This is a genomic window from Flavobacterium piscis (genome assembly GCF_031457575.1).
In the GTDB taxonomy this organism is placed as follows: Bacteria; Bacteroidota; Bacteroidia; order Flavobacteriales; family Flavobacteriaceae; genus Flavobacterium; species Flavobacterium piscis_A.
Map to the genome: position 1 here is coordinate 116,052 of NZ_JAVDWQ010000017.1, position 19,550 is coordinate 135,601.

18 protein-coding genes are annotated in these 19,550 nt (G+C 33.2%); 4 read left to right on the top strand and 14 right to left on the bottom strand.

Features of this window, described 5'->3' with window-relative positions; translation table 11 throughout:
• Window positions 1-9: 9 nt before the first annotated feature.
• From J2W48_RS19385 to J2W48_RS19410, 6 genes are all read right to left on the bottom strand, one after another.
• Complete coding sequence (locus tag J2W48_RS19385; RefSeq protein ID WP_310283440.1) at window positions 10-1,110, bottom strand: AI-2E family transporter; 1,101 nt, start codon at window positions 1,108-1,110, stop codon at window positions 10-12.
• Between the two features lie 112 nt (window positions 1,111-1,222).
• Window positions 1,223-1,756 carry a mechanosensitive ion channel domain-containing protein gene (locus J2W48_RS19390; RefSeq protein ID WP_310283441.1) on the bottom strand — a complete coding sequence of 178 codons (534 nt, stop codon included), beginning with the start codon at window positions 1,754-1,756 and terminating at the stop codon, window positions 1,223-1,225.
• A gap of 10 nt (window positions 1,757-1,766) precedes the next feature.
• Complete coding sequence (locus J2W48_RS19395) at window positions 1,767-2,351, bottom strand: Maf-like protein (protein ID WP_310283442.1); 585 nt, start codon at window positions 2,349-2,351, stop codon at window positions 1,767-1,769.
• Entirely contained in the window at window positions 2,344-3,270 is a 927-nt protein-coding gene (locus J2W48_RS19400; protein ID WP_310283443.1) for a geranylgeranylglycerol-phosphate geranylgeranyltransferase, read from the bottom strand. Before J2W48_RS19400 ends, J2W48_RS19395 begins: the two co-directional genes overlap by 8 nt.
• A 66-nt stretch (window positions 3,271-3,336) precedes the next feature.
• Window positions 3,337-3,864, bottom strand: coding sequence for a KdsC family phosphatase (locus tag J2W48_RS19405; protein ID WP_310283444.1), 528 nt, complete (start codon window positions 3,862-3,864; stop codon window positions 3,337-3,339).
• Window positions 3,857-4,609 (bottom strand): Rossmann-like and DUF2520 domain-containing protein, encoded by a 753-nt coding sequence (locus J2W48_RS19410; protein WP_310283445.1) that lies wholly within the window; start codon window positions 4,607-4,609, stop codon window positions 3,857-3,859. Before J2W48_RS19410 ends, J2W48_RS19405 begins: the two co-directional genes overlap by 8 nt.
• Window positions 4,610-4,806: 197 nt before the next feature.
• Between J2W48_RS19410 and J2W48_RS19415 the strand changes: the two genes are divergently transcribed.
• Window positions 4,807-8,004, top strand: coding sequence for a cytochrome c biogenesis protein CcsA (locus J2W48_RS19415; RefSeq protein ID WP_310283446.1), 3,198 nt, complete (start codon window positions 4,807-4,809; stop codon window positions 8,002-8,004).
• A gap of 426 nt (window positions 8,005-8,430) precedes the next feature.
• On the opposite strand, the gene J2W48_RS19420 is transcribed toward J2W48_RS19415, so the two are convergent.
• The 7 genes from J2W48_RS19420 to glyA form a co-directional block, all read right to left on the bottom strand.
• Window positions 8,431-8,805 (bottom strand): DUF4258 domain-containing protein, encoded by a 375-nt coding sequence (locus J2W48_RS19420; protein ID WP_310283448.1) that lies wholly within the window; start codon window positions 8,803-8,805, stop codon window positions 8,431-8,433.
• A 36-nt stretch (window positions 8,806-8,841) separates the two neighbouring features.
• On the bottom strand, window positions 8,842-10,041 hold the full coding sequence (locus J2W48_RS19425; RefSeq protein ID WP_310283449.1) for an alanine dehydrogenase: 1,200 nt from the start codon (window positions 10,039-10,041) through the stop codon (window positions 8,842-8,844).
• 82 nt (window positions 10,042-10,123) lie between these two features.
• Window positions 10,124-10,597, bottom strand: coding sequence for a GNAT family N-acetyltransferase (locus J2W48_RS19430; RefSeq protein ID WP_310283450.1), 474 nt, complete (start codon window positions 10,595-10,597; stop codon window positions 10,124-10,126).
• A 9-nt stretch (window positions 10,598-10,606) separates the two neighbouring features.
• Window positions 10,607-11,014 (bottom strand): tRNA (adenosine(37)-N6)-threonylcarbamoyltransferase complex ATPase subunit type 1 TsaE, encoded by a 408-nt coding sequence (gene tsaE / locus J2W48_RS19435; protein ID WP_310283451.1) that lies wholly within the window; start codon window positions 11,012-11,014, stop codon window positions 10,607-10,609.
• A gap of 83 nt (window positions 11,015-11,097) precedes the next feature.
• On the bottom strand, window positions 11,098-12,651 hold the full coding sequence (porX, locus tag J2W48_RS19440) for a T9SS response regulator signal transducer PorX (protein WP_310283452.1): 1,554 nt from the start codon (window positions 12,649-12,651) through the stop codon (window positions 11,098-11,100).
• Window positions 12,652-12,847: 196 nt separating this feature from the next.
• Entirely contained in the window at window positions 12,848-13,441 is a 594-nt protein-coding gene (locus J2W48_RS19445) for a MiaE family protein (RefSeq protein WP_310283453.1), read from the bottom strand.
• A gap of 131 nt (window positions 13,442-13,572) precedes the next feature.
• Complete coding sequence (glyA, locus tag J2W48_RS19450; protein WP_310283454.1) at window positions 13,573-14,847, bottom strand: serine hydroxymethyltransferase; 1,275 nt, start codon at window positions 14,845-14,847, stop codon at window positions 13,573-13,575.
• A gap of 108 nt (window positions 14,848-14,955) precedes the next feature.
• Here glyA and fahA point away from each other — a divergent pair, with 108 nt between their 5' ends.
• Window positions 14,956-16,239, top strand: coding sequence for a fumarylacetoacetase (gene fahA / locus J2W48_RS19455; RefSeq protein WP_310283455.1), 1,284 nt, complete (start codon window positions 14,956-14,958; stop codon window positions 16,237-16,239).
• 217 nt (window positions 16,240-16,456) lie between these two features.
• On the opposite strand, the gene J2W48_RS19460 is transcribed toward fahA, so the two are convergent.
• Window positions 16,457-17,497: an agmatine deiminase family protein gene (locus J2W48_RS19460; protein ID WP_310283456.1), complete on the bottom strand. Its 1,041-nt coding sequence runs from the start codon at window positions 17,495-17,497 to the stop codon at window positions 16,457-16,459.
• Between the two features lie 188 nt (window positions 17,498-17,685).
• Here J2W48_RS19460 and J2W48_RS19465 point away from each other — a divergent pair, with 188 nt between their 5' ends.
• Window positions 17,686-17,841, top strand: a complete 156-nt coding sequence (locus J2W48_RS19465) for a hypothetical protein (RefSeq protein ID WP_310283457.1) — start codon at window positions 17,686-17,688, stop codon at window positions 17,839-17,841.
• A gap of 246 nt (window positions 17,842-18,087) precedes the next feature.
• Entirely contained in the window at window positions 18,088-19,347 is a 1,260-nt protein-coding gene (locus J2W48_RS19470; protein WP_310283458.1) for an OmpA family protein, read from the top strand.
• Window positions 19,348-19,550 lie beyond the last annotated feature (203 nt).

Sequence of the window (19,550 nt, forward strand, 5' to 3'; positions counted from 1 at the left end):
GGATCTTTTTTAGTTCTCAACTTTTGCTTTACGAATTCTCCATGTGAATTTTTTAGGCATATGATTACCCATTACATAACCCCAGGGTTCTAAAGATTCAATTCTGTCAAAAATAATTTTCAGAATAGCTAATAAAGGTATTGCCAGAAACATTCCTGAGATTCCTGCTACTCCGCCACCAATAATAATTCCGATTATTGAAACTAATGCATTAATTTCAACTTTTGAATTGATAATTAAGGGCACCAGTATATTATTATCAATAAACTGCACAATTATATTAACAACAAGTATACCTATAAATACCGATATTTCGGGAGTTCCTGTAAGCGATGACAAAACGGTTAGTATTCCTGCAATAATGATCCCAATATAAGGAATAAGATTTAATATTCCTGTAATAAGTCCCAGTAGTATGAAATATTTTACCCCTATTATCCATAAACCTAAACCAGTTAAAATTGAAACAACAAACATTTCAAAAATGAGCCCTAAAATATAATTGTTTACAGAAATTTTTATTTGGGTAATAATTTCTTTTAATTTCCCGTGGTCATTTTTATTAAATAATTTGGCTAAGAAAAGAATAAAATGGGTTTTATATAAAAGAAAAAGAAACGTAAAAACAACTACAAGCATACTGTCAAATAATACGTCACTAAGGGATCCTATTGCGGTACTTATTGTTCCAGAACCATTTTGTACAGTATCGCTGGTTACTTTTTCAATATATCTTTTTTGTTCCCAAATACTTATCTGAAATTTTTCATGAATATAGGACTGTGTATTGTTGAAAAATGAGATTGCATTTTTCTTGATAATATCAAATTCGTTCGCAATATCAGTTATCTGAAAGGAGATAAAGGTTAAAATTGCAGCTATACAAAGAACAAAGACTACTACAGTCACAAAAGAGGCAAGATAAGAAGGAAAACGTAGTTTTATAGATAAAAAACTATGTAAAGGCAAAAGTAAAACAGTAAATAAAAATGCAAGCAAAACAGGAGTTATTATGTCACTTCCAATATATGCCACAACGCCAATGCTAATTAATATTAATAGGACACAAGTTAATTTTGCATAGAAAGGCAATTTTACTGTTTCTGTCATGTTTTTGGGTTTTTGATGAACTAAAATAGGATATGACAAATTTGATATATTAATCAAATTATAGTGTTGTAATTTTCCTCTATTAGTTTATAAAATTCCCATTTAGATTTAATTAATCAACAAATTCTTTTTCTTCGTGATAATATGTCGGCATTATTGAAATTCCTTTTTGTAATAAAAGGTTATTTGGGTAAATAATTTTTTCTCCTTCTTTTGTTTTCAAATTCACATGAAAGGCACTAATATCTTCTATTTCTGCTTCAATAGGGAAATCTTTATCATGAATTTTTATAGTGTCACCAATTCGGAATGGAAAAGAAAAAAACAAAATCATCCCGGAAGTAATATTGCTTAGGATTGACCATTGAGCAAACATTGCAACACCAATGACAGTTGTTATAGAGGAAACGGTTATAAAAATATCTTTAGTTTCAACTCCCCAAATGACAATTAGGCTAATGATAACCAATATATTCATCAATAAATGCACATACTTAATGACTAAATTAGTTCTGTGTTCAAATAAATGACTTGTATTAGCATAACTGCGAATTAATTTTGCAACAATAACCCGTAATGAGATTAATGCTAAAATAAGAATTCCGGTTGCAAATATTTCCTGACTATATTCTTTAAAAGAAAACATAAATAAATTTTTATACTAAATTACTTAAATATTCGTATACTTTAGCTGTTGGCAGTCCCATAACATTTGTATAAGATCCTTCAACTTTTGCAACTGCCATAAAACCAAACCATTCCTGAATGCCATAAGCACCAGCTTTATCATAAGGTTTATAATTTTCTATGTAATATAAAATAGCCTCATCAGATAAAGCATTAAATGTCACTTTTGTACTATCGTGTAAAAGAGTTGAAGTAATATCTGTTTTAAAGCAGACAGAAGTTATAACTTCATGAGTAGCATCCGACATTGATTTTATCATGGCAAAAGCATCTTCCGCATTTTTTGGTTTTCCTAATGCTTTATTTTGATGCCAGACAATAGTATCGCTTGTTATCAAAATTTCATTTGGCTTTAATTCACCATCAAATGCATCCGCTTTTAATTTGGCTAAAAAATTGGTTATTTCAACAGCTTTTAAATCGGTGGGATAAATTTCTTCAATCTCTTTTAACCGAATTTCGAAATCCAAATCAAGATCTTTAAAAAATTGCTGTCTTCGAGGGGAACCCGAAGCCAGTATAAGAGTATGTTTTTTCAGCTTTTCTTTAAGCATTGTAACGAATATTAAAGGTGATAATTGCTATTGATATAATTCCAAATAATAATACAAGTTTTAGAATAGTGCTTAAATGATGAAAATCTTTCTGGGATTTTGCATTAACAAGCTTTACTACAAAATAAATCAGAGGTGCTAATACAAATGCAAAAGCATATAAAGTAGCCATGTATAAATTATTTTCAATGAAATATCTCTTGATGTAAATCAGTAATAATGTAATCGGAACTATAGTAAGCACTAAGGTAATTTTAGCAGTTCTGTTTGTGCCAATTGCAACAGGTAATGTATTTATCCCCTGATTATAATCTCCGTTTATGTCTTCAATATCTTTAATTATTTCCCTGATAAAATTAATCATAAAAGCAAATAGGGCATAATCTGTCAGGATAGAAAAAAAACTTGCCATTTGAGTGCGATTGTCAGCTATTGTTGCTGGAAAAATATCAAATACTCCAATGATTAAGACACTCATTGCTAATGTAAAAGCCACAACTATGTTTCCCAAAATCATAATTTGCTTTAATGAGGTGCTGTAAAAATAAAGAAGAGAAGCAATTAATATAAAAAGGGTTGCAAATCCTGGCCTCTGAATGACATTCGAGAGGTAAAACCCAATTGCCACCCCAGTTATGTTAAGTATAATGTATAGATTATAGCCCATTGTTTCAGAAATACCTTTGCCAATAACTACATTATTTGGTTTATTGATAGTATCTGTCACAACATCAAAAATATTGTTAATTACATAACCGGCGGCAGCTATTAAAACGGTACTTAAAACTAATAAACCATATTGCCAGTCGGTCAGGGCTAAGGGTATATTTTGTTGTTTTAAGAATGCATAACGGAATAAAACCTGCATAAAGGCAAGCATAAGAAGGTTTTGATACCGAATGAGTTTGAGGTATTTCATTTTTTTAAAATTCTGAGATTCCGATGGATTAAATTTATATAAACTAATATTAAATGCTAATTACAACTAATCATGTTTTCCATTAAAATATTCCATCCATTTTCCCTGTACTTTCATCACTTGTTCAATCACATCTCTTGCAGCGCCCCTTCCACCTTTTACATGGGAGATATAACGAGAGATATTTTTAATTTCCGGGCTTGCATCCTGAGGGCATGTTGGTAATCCAACTAATTTCATTACGTGAAAATCAGGAATATCATCTCCCATGTACAACACATTTTCAGGTTTTATATTGTAAATATCGGTATATTCTTTATAGGTTTTTACCTTATCAGGAGTTCCTAAATGTATATCCGTAATTCCTAAATTACGTAATCTGACACGGACACCCTCATTGCTTCCACCGGAAATAACACAAACATGATAGCCGCTTTCTACAGCAGCTTTCAGTGCATAACCATCACGAATGTTCATAGTACGAAGTATTTCGCCATCCGTGGTTACAAAAACTGAACTATCTGTAAGTACACCGTCAACATCAAAAATAAAAGTAGTGATGTCATTCATTATTTCCTTATAACTTTTAGCCATTATTCTGAATAGATTGAGTTAGTATTTTATAAATATTTTTTTGATTGTCGTTTGTTAAATATTCTAAATGTGCTTTAATTGTTCCATAATCATTCCGTTTTGCGGGACCGGTTTGAGCTTCATCAGGGTTTAGTGTTTTTATTTTGTCTGCAGTTTCTTCAATTAAAGGCTTTAAAATTTCAAAAGGTACCAGATGTTCTGCGCAAATTTCCTGTCCAATCTGATATAAATGATTGGTAAAATTATTCACAAAAACTGCAGAAACGTGTAAAGCTTTTCTCTGTTCAGAATTAATTTTAAAAACAGCATTTGATATATATTTAGCCACTTTTTCTAAAATAATATAATCACCTTGATCCTCAGTTTCCAGACAAATTGGAATTGCTGAAAAATCCACGGCTTTATTTTTTGAAAAAGTTTGTAATGGATAAAAAACGCCTTTACGATTTTTACTATCTAAAATTTCAATTGATGATGTTCCTGAAGTATGAACAACAAGTTTCTTTTGAAATGGTATTTGCTTTGAAACTTCATTGATAACATCATCCGTAACGGCTATGATGTATAAATCAGCCTCTATTAAATCTGAATAATCAGTTGTAATTTTATCTGAATCCAACAGGTGTAATAAATTTTCCTTTTTTCGGGAAAACGCCTGTACGATTTCAATAAACTCACTTTTAGCAAAAGCTTTTATTAAATGTTGAGCTACATTTCCGGAACCAATTAATGCTATTTGAATCATAACGCAAAATTAGCATTATTTTTTTAAGCGACTTGATTTCCTTAAAACTTATTATTTGGCAAATAATTGTTTGCAAAAGAAATGGAATTAATAAAACAGGGGGCTTTTTTTGGATATAATTAACAAATGCCAAATATTGGAACTCAACATTTTTAAGTACTTTTGTGGCACTTTTTACACAATGTAATTCCTTAAAAATGGATAAAAAAATATTCTCTTTTTTGTTTTCTACACGATTAATGGCCGTTCTTTTTTTAACATTTGCAATCGCAATGGGTGTCGGAACTTTTATTGAAAGCAAATACAATACTGATACTTCCAGAATTTTAGTTTATAACACCTGGTGGTTTGAGGCTATAATGGTGTTTTTTATGATTAATTTCCTGGGAAATATCAAGCGTTATCAATTATTTAAAAAAGAGAAATGGGCTACTTTGATTCTTCATCTGGCTTTTATTTTTATTCTTCTTGGCGCATTCATAACACGTTATATCAGCTACGAAGGCGTAATGCCAATTCGTGAAGGTGCTGCGGAAAATCAGATTTATTCAGAAAAAACATTCCTGACTATTTTTGCAGATGGAGAGTACAAAGGCGAAATGAAACGCAGGGTTTTTGAAAAAAGTCTTTTGTTATCGCCTGTTACGAATAATAATTTCAGTATTTCTGGTAAATTTGACCAGACTCCTTTTGAAGTTTCTTATTCCAATTATATCATGGGAGCCAAAGAGATGGTAAAACCGAATGCCAACGGAACTTTATATTTAAAGTTGGTTGAAGCAGGTGAGGGCGGACGTGAAGAACATTTCCTGAAAGAAGGAGAGGTTCAAAATATCCATAATGTTTTGTTTGCCTTGAACAAACCAACAGATGGTGCAATCAACATCAATACAACAGGAGAAAAATATACTATCCAAACACCTTTTGAAGGAAATTTTATGCGAATGGCAGATAAGTTCCAGGGAACAGTAACCAAAGACAATGTACAGCCCTTAATGATGCGTTCTTTGTATAGTATTGGCGATATCCGAATCGTATTTCCTGATCCGGCAATGAAAGGAACAATTGTTTACGAATCGAATCAGGACTTCAAGGCAAAGTCGCATAATGACGCATTAATTGTTAAACTCAAAGCGGATGGACAGGAAAAAGAAGTTACACTATTAGGTTCCAAAGGAAGAGTAGGAGAACCAAAATCTGTAAAAATTGGTAACATTGATTATACTTTATTCTACGGAAGCAAGGCTTATATTTTGCCATTTAAAATAAAACTAAACGATTTTATAGCAACAAAATATCCGGGAACAGAGAAAAGTTATTCGGCTTTTGAAAGTAAAGTTACAGTTCAGGATTCTACAGAAACTTTTGATGCTGATATTTATATGAATCATGTTTTGGACCATAAAGGATATCGCTTTTTTCAATCCTCATTTGATCCGGACGAAAAAGGAACAGTTTTATCAGTAAATCATGATTTCTGGGGAACTTCAATAACGTATTTGGGATATTTTTTATTGTATTTCGGAATGATGGCGATTATGTTTACCAAATATTCCCGTTTTGCCGATTTAAAACGTAAACTGGATGTCGTAAAAAAGAAAAAAGAAAAATTAATCACAATGCTGGTTTTACTGCTAAGTATTAGCGGTTTTGCCCAGGCACCGCACGTACATACCAATGATCACGATCATAAGGATAATGAAAATCCAAATGATCATGCCAGCCATATAACTGCCGCACCAAGCAAAAAACAGATAGATTCTTTATTGACGATTTACAAAGCGCCTGAAGAACATGCTGCCAAATTTGGTCGTTTAATTATTCAGGATGCCGGGGGTAGAATGAAACCTGTAAATACTTTTTCGTCAGAATTATTGAGAAAAGTAAGCCATAGTGAAACGTATAATGGAATGAATTCCGATCAGGTTTTCTTATCGATAACGCAATATGCACAGGTTTGGATTCAGGTCCCTATTATTTATTTAAGATCAGGTAATGATAGTATCCGTAAAATCATTGGAGTAGAAAAAAATGCTGAACATGCGCCGTTTGTAAAGTTTTTTGATGCCAATGGAAATTATAAGTTGTCTTCTTATTTGGAAACAGCCTACAAAACAGCAAATCCAAATCAGTTTGAAAAAGACTTTATCGAAACGGATAAAAAAGTAAATTTAATGGAATCTGCGTTAAGCGGAAGTATTTTGAAAATTTTCCCGATTCCAAATGATCCAAATAATAAATGGATTTCCTACTTAGAAATTGATCATTCAGGCTTAAAAGGCATGGATGCTACTTATGCGAAACAAATTCTGCCTTTATATTTCAGAGCTATAAATAATGGTTCTGTATCCAAAGATTTTAAAACTGCTGATGAATTGGTAGAAAGTATCAATGGTTTTCAAAAGAAATTTGGAAGCAAAGTGCGTCCAAGTGAAGAAAAAATTGATGCAGAAATTGCCTACAACAAATACGATGTATTTAAGAAATTACCTTATTGGTATATTACAGTTTCTATTTTTATGTTGATTTTTACGATTGTAAACATCTTTTTTGAGAAGAAATGGCTTCGTATAACCGTTAATGGATTTCATGTCATTGTCGGAATTTTATTCGGATTGCATACTTTAGGGCTTATTGCCCGCTGGTACATTTCAGGTCACGCACCCTGGAGTAACGCTTACGAATCGATTATTTATGTAGCATGGGCAACCATGTTTTTTGGATTGGCTTTTGACCGAAAATCAAAACTAACCGTAGCTTCATCCGCATTCGTAACGGCTATGATCTTAATGGCTGCCTATATGAACTGGATTGACCCGGAAATAGCTAACCTGCAGCCTGTTTTAAATTCGTATTGGTTAATGATTCACGTAGCAGTAATCGTAGCAAGTTACGGACCTTTTGCTCTTGGAATGATATTAGGATTTGTGGCCTTGTTATTAATTTTATTTACCAACAAAAAGAATAAGGAAAAAATAAGTTTAAGCCTTAAAGAAATAACGTATATCAACGAAATGTCACTGACTATTGGTCTTGTCATGTTAACCATTGGTAACTTCCTTGGAGGACAATGGGCCAACGAAAGTTGGGGACGTTACTGGGGATGGGACCCAAAAGAAACCTGGGCATTAATATCGATTATGGTGTATGCATTTGTAATTCACGCCCGATTTGTTCCATCGCTTCGCAGTAAATGGTTCTTCAATGTAATGAGTATGTTTGCTTTCATCTCGATTTTATTTACGTATTACGGTGTAAACTTCCACTTAGTAGGTTTGCACTCGTATGCAAGTGGTGAGGCACATTCATTAAACTGGATATGGTATTCAATGGGAACTATCGCCTTAATTGGCGCCATAACGTATCCGTCGTATCGAAAACATTATAAAAAATAAATTATTAATTCATCCAAAAAAGGTTCAACTGTAATAGATTGAACCTTTTTTATTTAGAATTTGAAAAATCAGGAGCTGTTTCCCTGCTGTCGGCTGTATCTTTTATGCCGAACCCCGGCACAAAAGGATGACACTCCCATCAGGGCTTCAGTTTTTCATTATGAAGTTAAGTTACCGTAAAGACAATCTATTTATTCCTAAATTCTAAAGATGTTCTTTAATCTAAAAAAATACGGGATTTCAGGAATAAAAAGAGAATAGTTTTAGCAATCCCTTTTTTATTGGTCTCAGATATAGTTTACAACTATGTACTTTAGTTTCTAAAAAATATTAGCCACAAATTACACGAATTAATTCGTGTAATTTGTGGCTAAACTCAACCTTGTAGACTGAAAGTCTGCCAATAGGAGTGGTTTGTTTGATGTACTATTTTTTTATGATTTCTTCTAAAACTGCTTTCTTTTCATAGTTCACTACCTTTAGGATAATTTCTTGATTTTTAGCTGTTTTACCTTCAATAATGTATAATTTTCCATTATTGAAATTAACATTGCTTTGATCAAAGTCAACATCACCAAATGTTAATGTGTTTTTGATGTCAGCACTATCAATCCATTTTTCATTTAAAATCTGAATTGCTTTGTCAGAATATTGAAAAGGTTTTGTTCTTAAGTTGTTTAAAACCCTGGCGTTCGGAAAGTAGTTGCATCGGGTATCTTTTCCACTAAATACAAGGGCTACAAAAAAGCATCCCATTACTAAACCAATCAAATAATAAGCAAAACGATGTACGAACTTCATGAAATAAATTTTTTGCAAAGGTACATTAAAGTTCTTTTAAAACACAAGTAAATTGATATCGTTATCAGGCAAATCAAACCATTCGCCAATAGCTTTGTTGGTAAGGATTCCATGATATAAATAAATTCCGTTTTTCAAACCTTTATTACACCTGATGGCACTTTCCAATCCACCATCTTCTGCTATCTGCAACAGATAAGGAGTAATGATGTTACTTATAGAAAGGGAAGCGGTTTTAGAATATCTTGAAGGGATATTAGGTACACAATAATGCAAAACATTGCTTTTTATGAAAGTAGGCTTTTCGTGGGTTGTTACCTCAGAAGTTTCAAAACAGCCTCCGGTATCAATACTTACATCCACTATCACGGCACCTTTTTTCATGTGTTCCACCATAGTTTCTGTCACAACAATCGGGCAACGTTCTTTTCCTCGCATCGCCCCAATAGCGACATCACAACGTCTTAAGGCTTTTAGCAACGCTTTCTGCTGAATGGTAGAGGTAAAAATACGCTGAGTAAGATTATTCTGTAACCGTCTTAATTTGGTAATCGAATTATCAAATACTTTTACATTGGCACCTAAACCAATTGCAGTTTTTGCGGCAAATTCGCCAACGGTTCCTGCACCTAAAATGACAACTTCAGTAGGAGGGACACCCGTTATGTTTCCAAACAGCAATCCTTTTCCAAATTCATTTGTAATCATTAATTCTGCAGCAACAAGAATGGAAGCTGTTCCTGCAATCTCGCTCAATGATTTTACGGCAGGATAGGAACCGTCTTCGTCTTTAATGTATTCAAAAGCAAGTGCGGTTATTTTTTTTTGAGTTAAGGCTTCAAAATAAGCTTTCTTTTTTGTCTTTAACTGGATTGCGGAAATGATAATCGTTTCAGGATTAATCATTTTAATTTCAGCCAAAGTGGGAGGTTCAACTTTTAATAACATCGGACAGCCAAAAACTTTCCGGGTATCTTTAGTAACTTCTGCTCCTGCATCGCTATATTCCTTGTCAGTGTAACTGGAACTTTCACCTGCTCCCGATTCAATCATAACACGATGTCCGGCATATGTCAACGAATTTACGGCATCGGGTGTAAGGCAAATACGACGTTCCTGATAACTTGTTTCTTTAGGGATTCCTATGAAAAGTTCTCTCTTATGTCGGCCAACTTCAAGCTTTTCTTCTTGCGGCAGCAATTCTTGTTTCGTAAATGGAGTTAAGGTTATAGACATGTGGCTAAGCAAAAATTAAGAGTACAAATTACGTAAAAAGTTTTAAAATTAGTAAATAATTTACTAATACTGAACAATGATATTATGACATTGTTTTTTCCATTTTGATATTGGCTCTTTCGTAAAGTCCTTCTTCAAGAGCAACTTCAACAAAACCAAATTTTTTATATAGATGGATAGCGGGTAATAAAATTGTATTCGAATATAAAATTAATTTTTTGATATTGTTTTCTTTGGCAACAGCGATGCAATGCAAAAGCAATTTGTTGCCAGTTCCGAGACCTTTGGCTTTGTCAGAAACGGCCATCTTACTTAGTTCAAAAGTGGTATCGTCAACTTTCATTAACGATACGGTTCCTATTATTTCATTGTCATGTTTAGCATAAAAAATCATTCCGCCTTTATCTATAATTTCTTCCTGCGGATTGGAAAGCAGCAGCTCATCTTTTTCTTCTACCCTGAAATATTTTGTAAGCCATTCAATATTTAATGTTTTTATATACTCTTTTAAATCTTTAGAAAAAGAGATAATTTCAATATGCTTTTCAGTATTCATTTAATGCTTTTAAACTAGTTCTAATTTTCTCTTTCCATTCGCCAATAACTCAATTGTAACGATAGAATGTTCTTCCTGAATCAGATTTTCAATTTTTTCAGACCATTCAATAAAGCACCAGTTTCCTGAATATAAGTAATCGTCAACTCCCATATCAAGAGCTTCGGTTTCTTTATTTACTCTGTAAAAATCAAAATGGTAAACGATTTGATTATTAGAAGTGTAATACTCATTAACTAAAGAAAAGGTAGGACTGCTTGTGGCATCTTCAACACCTAAACTTTTGCATAATTGTTTAATGAGAGTAGTTTTTCCAACACCCATTTCTCCATTAAAAAGAATAATTTTATGAGGATTATGGGCAATAATTTGTTCAGCTACTTCCTGAATTTGATCTAATGAAAAAACGATATTCATTGCTAATTTTTATTTTATATAAATCTCTGTTACGGTTTCAGGCCTCAATTGAAAAGCTGAAAACAGAGACAGATAACTCATTTTTATTTCGGATTAAATACCAAAAACGGAATAATCATTTCTTCTAACGAAATTCCGCCATGTTGATACGTGTTCTTATAATAACTCACATAATGGTTGTAATTGTTTACATAAGCTAAAAACAAATCATTTTTGGCAAAAATAAAAGAACTGCTCATGTTTATAGCAGGCAAACCAATTTTTTTAGGTTCTTTTACTACGTATACATCTTTTTGTTCGTAGGTCAGGCTTCGCCCGGTTTTATAACGTAAATTTAGACTTGTATTTTTATCACCAACCACTTTAGAAGGATTTTTTACGTTTATTGTTCCATGATCAGTAGTCAGAATTAATTTGAAACCTAAAAGTTGTGCCTGTTGAATAATTTCTAAAAGAGGTGAATTTTTAAACCAGCTTAAAGTTAGGGAACGATAGGCTTTGTCATCAGAAGCGAGCTCTTTTACTACCTCCATTTCGGTTTTAGCGTGTGATAACATGTCTACAAAATTGTAAACAACCGTTACCAGATCATTTCCTTTTAATGCTTTGAAGTTTTCTGCGAGTTTTTTACCACCTGAATAATTGGTGATTTTAAAATATTCCTCCTTAATATTCAGTCCCAAGCGTTTTAATTGAGCGCTAAGAAATTCGGCTTCATAAAGGTTTTTTCCACCGTCTTCCACATCATTTTTCCAATATTCCGGAAACTGTTTTTCCATTTCCGTAGGTAGCAAACCTGAGAAAATGGCATTTCTGGCATATTGTGTAGCGGTTGGAAGGATAGAGAAATAAGGTACCTCTTTCTCTAGTTTGTAATAATTGGATACTACAGTTTCAAAAGATTTCCATTGGTCATAACGTAAATTATCAATGACAACAAACAAAATAGGTTTGTCTTTCTTTTTAATTTCAGGAACGACTAATTCTTTGAATAAAGTATGAGACTGAATAGGCTTATCTGCTTTTGGTGCAAACCAGTCTTCATAATTCCGTTCTATATATTTCCCAAACTGTGAATTGGCTTCGACTTTTTGTGATTCCAGAATTTCGATCATTCCCTGATCGTTGATGTTTTCTAATTCTAATTCCCAGAAAATCAATTTTTTATATAATTCAACCCAGTCTTCAAAAGAATTGACCATTGCCAACTCCATTGAAATTTTTCTGAATTCCTTTTGATAATCTAAAGTTGTTTTTTCTGAAATTAATCTTGAATGATCGAGGTTTTTCTTTAAACTCAGTAAAATCTGATTAGGGTTTACAGGCTTTATAAGGTAATCGGCAATTTTTGAACCAATTGCTTCCTCCATGATATATTCCTCTTCACTTTTGGTAATCATAATCATGGGAGTGGCTGATTTTTTTTCTTTCATTTCCGAAAGTGTTTCCAAACCGCTCATTCCGGGCATATTTTCATCCAAAAACACAATATCAAAATTGTCTTCTTCAAATAAGCCAATCGCATCTAATCCGTTATTGCAGGTAGTGACTTCGTAATTTTTTTTCTCCAGAAATAATATATGTGGCTTTAAAAGATCGATTTCATCATCGACCCAAAGTATTTTTATCTTATTCATAATTGACTTTAATTTTAATGCAATTTAAAGTTATTGAACTTAAAAAGTATTAAAAATAGTATAAAGTTAAATCATCAATTGTAATTATTTATATAAAAAACAACGATAAAGGATTTCTGGATTTTTACGGCTGTCTTTTTTTAATTATCTGATTATTCAATTTATCATTTTGTCATAATAACAAGTCTTGGGAAAATTATCCATGAATAGTTTCCCCTTTTCCGTAGTTTGTAATAATGGATTCTTCAAAAGCCAGCCATTCTCTCCAACGTTTTTCAACATCAATTCCACTACCGTATTTTCTGGCGTAGGTGATGAAAGTGGTATAATGTCCCGCTTCACTTTCCATTAATTCTCTATAAAAAACAGCTAATTCTTTATCCTGAATATTTTCAGACAGAACTTTAAAACGTTCACAGCTTCTGGCCTCAATCATGGCTGAAAATAACAATCTTTCAACCAAACCGGAAACCCGGCTTCCGTCACCGCTTTTTTTCATATACAAATACAATTCATTTACATAATCGTCTTTTCGCTCGCGTCCTAATTTTAAACCTCTTTTGATAATGATATTATGAACCTGCTCGAAATGATCGATTTCTTCTTTGGCTAAAGCCAATAAATCCTTTACCAAATCCTGATGTTCTGAGTTATTGGTAATTATCGTAATTGCGTTGGTTGCTGCCTTTTGTTCGCACCAGGCGTGATCAGTCAGGATTTCTTCAATATTTTTCTCAACAATATTAACCCATCTTGGGTCGGTTGGCAATTGTAGTCGTAGTACGCTCATTTTTTTAGTCTTAGAGTTAGAAAGTCATAAAGTTGTAAAGTCAAAAAAAGTCGAAGATCAAAACTAAAACAGAAATTCATATTCTATTTCAAGACTTTCGACCTTCGACTTTAAGACTTTATGACTAATATTTAATAAACGAAAATTGGTCTTTCGCTCATCATTTCATTTACTTCGTTGGCTACTTCTTCGATAATTGCTTCATTGGTATGATCAGTCAATACTTTATCGATTAAGGCAACGATAGTTTCCATATCTTCTTCAACCAGGCCACGAGTGGTGATTGCAGCTGTACCAACACGGATTCCTGAAGTTACAAATGGTGATTTGTCATCAAATGGAACCATATTTTTATTTACAGTAATTTCTGCTTTTACCAATGCATTTTCAGCATCTTTTCCAGAAATGTCTTTATTTCTTAAGTCAATCAACATCATATGATTGTCAGTTCCTCCAGAAATAATGTTGTATCCTCTTTTTACGAAAGCATCTGCCATAGCATTTGCATTTTTTTGCAATTGCATAGCATAAGTAAAAAATTCATCTTTTAACGCTTCACCAAATGCAATTGCTTTAGCAGCGATAATATGCATTAAAGGCCCGCCTTGGTTTCCTGGAAAAACAGCTAAATCCAATAACGAAGACATCATTCTGATTTCACCTTTTGGAGTAGTTAAACCCATTGGATTTGGAAAATCTTTTCCCATCAAAATCAGACCTCCTCTTGGGCCACGTAATGTTTTGTGAGTTGTAGTTGTTACAATATGACAATGAGGAATTGGGTCATTCAATAATCCTTTTGCAATTAAACCTGCAGGATGAGAAATATCAGCAATTAAAATAGCTCCAACACTGTCAGCGATTTTTCTGAAACGCTCAAAATCCATATCACGGGAATAAGCAGAAGCTCCTGCGATAATTAATTTTGGTTGTTCTTTAGTAGCAATTTCCTGAATTTTATCATAGTCTAATTTTCCGGTTTCTTTATCAACACCATAAAAAGTTGGGTTGTAAATACGCCCTGAAAAGTTAACAGGGGAACCATGGGTCAGGTGACCACCGTGAGATAAATCGAATCCTAATATCTTATCACCAGGTTTTAAACAAGCATGAAATACAGATGAGTTTGCCTGAGAGCCTGAGTGAGGCTGTACGTTTGCATATTCAGCACCAAATAATTCTTTGGCTCTGTCAATTGCAATTTGCTCAATAACGTCAACTACTTCGCAACCGCCGTAGTATCTTTTGCCAGGATATCCTTCAGCATATTTATTAGTTAAAACAGAACCAGCTGCTTCCATTACTTCATCACTTACGAAGTTTTCCGAGGCAATAAGTTCTAATCCGTGAATTTGTCTGTCTTGTTCCTCTAGTATAAGGTCAAAAATTTGTTCGTCGCGTTGCATTTTTTCGTTTTTCGTTAATTTCCTGCAAAAATACAAAAAAACGTTTGTGAAACTGTTAGATTATGATATATTTGACATAGAATTTTTCAACAAATAATTAACATTCACATGCCAATAACCGCCAACGATACCAAAAGAAAATCATGGTTAGAAGTACCAGAGAATAGTGATTTCCCTATTCAGAATATTCCTTTCGGTGTATTTCTTACCAAAGAAAATGTCGTTACTGTAGGAACAAGAATTGGCGATTTCGCTATAGATTTAGGAGCTTTACAACAATTAAACTATTTTTCAGGAATAGATTTGACTGATGATATGTTTATGCAGGATACGCTAAATGATTTTATTTCAGACGGAAAAAAAACATGGCGTTTAGTTCGTAACCGTATAGCTGATATTTTTGATGCTACTAATCCACAACTTAGAGATTCCACAAAAGACAGGGATGTTGTTATTTTTAAAATCGATGATGTCGAGATGCAATTACCTGTATTAATTGGTGATTACACCGATTTTTATTCAAGTAAGGAACATGCTACCAATGTTGGAAAAATGTTTCGCGATCCTGAAAATGCGTTATTACCAAACTGGTTGCACATTCCGGTGGGGTATCATGGAAGGAGTTCAACTATTGTTCCGTCCGGAATCCCGGTGCACAGGCCAATGGGACAAACTTTGCCGGTTGGAGAAAAATATCCAGTTTTCGGTCCGTCTCGTTTAGTTGATTTTGAACTGGAAACAGCTTTTATAACTACTGATGTAAATGTAATGGGCGAAAATATCCCAACGTATGAGGCAGAGGATTATATTTTCGGGATGGTTTTATTGAATGACTGGAGTGCACGTGATATCCAGAAATGGGAATATGTGCCACTTGGGCCATTCTTAGCCAAAAATTTTGCAACATCAATTTCTCCATGGATTGTGACTTTGGATGCATTAGAGCCTTTTAGGGCTAAAGGACCAAAACAAGATCCGTCACCACTGCCTTATTTACAGACAAAAGGAAAAAAAGCATTTGATATTCATTTAGAAGTCTCAATAAAACCTGAAGATCAAGAAGAGACAGTTGTTTCTAAATCGAATTTCAAATATTTATATTGGTCAATGGCACAACAATTAGCGCATCATACTTCAAACGGATGTCGCGTTAATTCTGGTGATATGATGGGTTCCGGAACTATTTCTGGCCCAACTCCTGACAGTTTTGGTTCGATGTTAGAATTGACCTGGGGAGGAAAAAATCCGATTAAATTAAAAGATGGAACTGAACGTAAATTTATCGAAGATAATGATACGGTAATCATGAGAGGTTTTTGCGAAAGCAAAGAAGTACGAATTGGTTTTGGAGAAGTTACAAGCCAGCTTTTACCTCCATTTATCAGACCATGAAGAGCAGATAAATTATAGAAAAAAACCTTGTTATTATGCTAACAAGGTTTTTTTATGTCTATAAATTAAGATATTTTTTTTATGTTAGAATCTCGCAAAGCCACAAAGTTTTGTTTTAAATTGCCTCCTGCTTTAGCCAAAAATGTGCATTTGGTTAAAGCCCTTAAATTGACTTAAAACTTTGCGTCTTCGTGACTTTGCAAGATTATTTTTAAAATTATGCCGGAATCTGTTGACTCAAGCAATGTAAAGTTCCGAATCCCCAGATGAAATCGATACAACTAATTCCGATTACTTCTCTGTCGGGGAAACATTCTGATAGTATATTTAAAGCAACTCTATCATTGCTGTCGTTAAAAGTTGGCACTAAAACGCATTTATTCAAAATCAGGAAGTTAGCATAGCTTGCCGGTAGTCGTAAATCTTCAAAATTAACACGTTTTGGCATTGGCAATGCTACAATTGTTGGCGATTTTCCATCTTCCAGTTTTGCATTTTGCAAACGTTTTAAATTGTCTTGCAACGGTTTATAGTTGGCATCATTTTTATCAGTTTCAACAATTGTCACAATTGTATCTTCATTTACAAATCGGCTTAAATCATCGATGTGTCCGTGTGTGTCATCGCCTTCGATTCCGTTTCCTAACCAAATTACGTTGGTAATCCCAAGATATTCTTTAAAAACCGCTTCGTAATCTTCTTTCGTGAAATTAGGGTTTCTAACCTGAATAGATGGATGCATCAAACATTCTTCAGAAGTCAATAAAGTTCCTTTTCCGTTTACATCAATTGCTCCGCCTTCAACAATAACGGGTTTTCCTTTATAAGTAACTTGTGTTAACGGAACATCAATAAAATCAGCTATTTTAGCCGGAACATATTTATCTAATTGATAGTTTTTATATTTTGCCCATCCATTAAAATTAAAATTCAGCGCTTCTCTCTCTAAACCATTTTTCACAATAATAGGCCCGGAATCACGCATCCAGCTTCTGTTTGTTTTATGAATAATAAAAGAAACATTAGTAATATTAACAACTGCTCTTACTAACATTTCGTTCACTTTTTCTTTTAGTTTTTCATCGGATACAACTAAAAAAACAGTTTCAAAATGGGCTACTTTTTTAATAAATTCAACAAATGCCCATTGAACTGCTTCATATTTCCCCGGCCAGTCATTTCCATTATGAGGAAAACACAATACGATTCCTTGCTGTTTTTCCCATTCTGCCGGAAATCTTCTATTATTTGTTGTCATAAAAAGTTTATAAATTAAATAGTACAAAGATAATCATTCGTAAGTATTATGAAATAGTAAGAGAGATTTCAACTCAATATTTCTTTAACATTTGTAAAAAATAATAAATTTAAATTAGAGATTAATACACGCTCCATATCTATATAATTCCATTTGGCGAAAATAAACTAAAAAGATATGATGCCTTTATGACGTATGATGTAACTAATCCTGCCTCGCCTCAATATTTGAAAGTTGTAAAAGCAGGGATATTCAGGAAGGAATTTTATTTATTCCTGACTTCTAAAATGCCGAATAATAGAAGTTTAGTAATTGTAAAAGCAGCAAAAGAGATGGAACTGTAAATTTATTCGCCGGATTTTAAGTAATTATTTCATTAATATATTGAAGAGGATAAAAGGATATTTTATTCCCTATTTTATTTTTCAACCCCCTGTATTTACTGATGTATCTGCTTGAATATTTCCAAAAATGTGGGAATTATGTAACGGAAGGTGGAATTAATAGAACTTAATTGCGAATTCACTGCCATAAATTTGCAATGAGTTTAAAAATTCAAATATTTTACAATCAAACTAATACTAGATATCATGAAAAAAAAATTAGCTTCAGTTTCACTTTTATTACTATCACTAGCAGCTGCTGCTCAAGATATGTCAACCACTTCAGTTCAATCCAATGTAGAAAAAACACCATACAATAAATGGTCTTTAGAATTAAATGGTGGTGTAAATAAACCAACCAGAGCATTGACTCCTGGTTATTCGACTGCTACTCTTAATCCTTTTCACGCAGATTTGGGTGTAAGATATATGTTTAATCCTAAATTTGGTTTAAAATGGGATTTTGGATATGATAAATTTCAGGAACGTGATGATACAGCTCCTTTTGAAAGCAGACAATTAAGAACAAGTTTGCAAGGTGTTATTAATCTTGGAAGAGTTTTAAATTTTGAAACCTGGACAAACACATTTGGACTTTTGGCCCATGGTGGGGTTGGAGTTTCTCAATTAACTTCCGATTCAGGTTTTGATGGTGAAGATTATATGGGTCATGGTATTCTTGGGCTTACCGGACAAATCAGACTAAGCAATAGTATTGCTTTGACAGGAGATTTAACTGGTATAGTGAATGGAAGACAAAATCATAACTTTGACGGAATGAGTCCAACAACTACTGGTTCTTTTGATGGTGTTCTAATAAATGCATCTGTTGGTTTGACTTTTTACTTAGGTAAAAATGAAAAACATGCTGATTGGGTTGGAGAAGAGGACAGATACAATGAACTGGAACAAAGAGTGGCAACAATTGAAACAGGTCTGTTAGATACAGATAAAGACGGAGTTGCAGATCTGTATGATTTAGAACCAAACACAGTAAGCGGAGTTGCAGTTAATACAAAAGGACAAGCTATTGATAATAATCAAAATGGTGTACCGGATGAACTGGAAAGCTATTTGGAAAAAACATATGGTCAAAACGGTAAAGGTGCTACAAACAGTACTATTGAAGATTTAATCAACGGAGGATATGTAAATGTTTATTTCGACTTTAACTCTTCAAAACCAACAAATGCTTCTATATCTGGTGTTGATTTCTTAGTTAAATATTTGAAAAACAACCCAGGTAAAACTGCAGATGTTATAGGTTATTCTGATGAAATTGGAAGCTCAAGCTACAATAGCGAGTTATCAAGAAAAAGAGCAGAAGCTGTGAAAAGTATTGCTACAAATGCCGGAATTGATGCTTCAAGATTAAATGTAATTGCAAACGGTGAAGATGCTTCAGTGAACAAAAATTCTAAAGAAGCAAGACAAATCGTAAGAAGAGTTACTTTTATAGTAAAATAATAATTTTAAAAAGATCGTTTCAATAATTTGAAACGGTCTTTTTTACATAAAACAAAGAGCCAAAATCTAAATCTAGATTTTGGCTCTTTGTTTATTAGTAATACTGAATTTAATCAAAAGAATTCCTCGAGGCTCTGCCTCGGGGTTTAGCGTAAAATAGAAAGATTAGTATATTTGTTGGATGAGCGAACACCTTTTCAAAC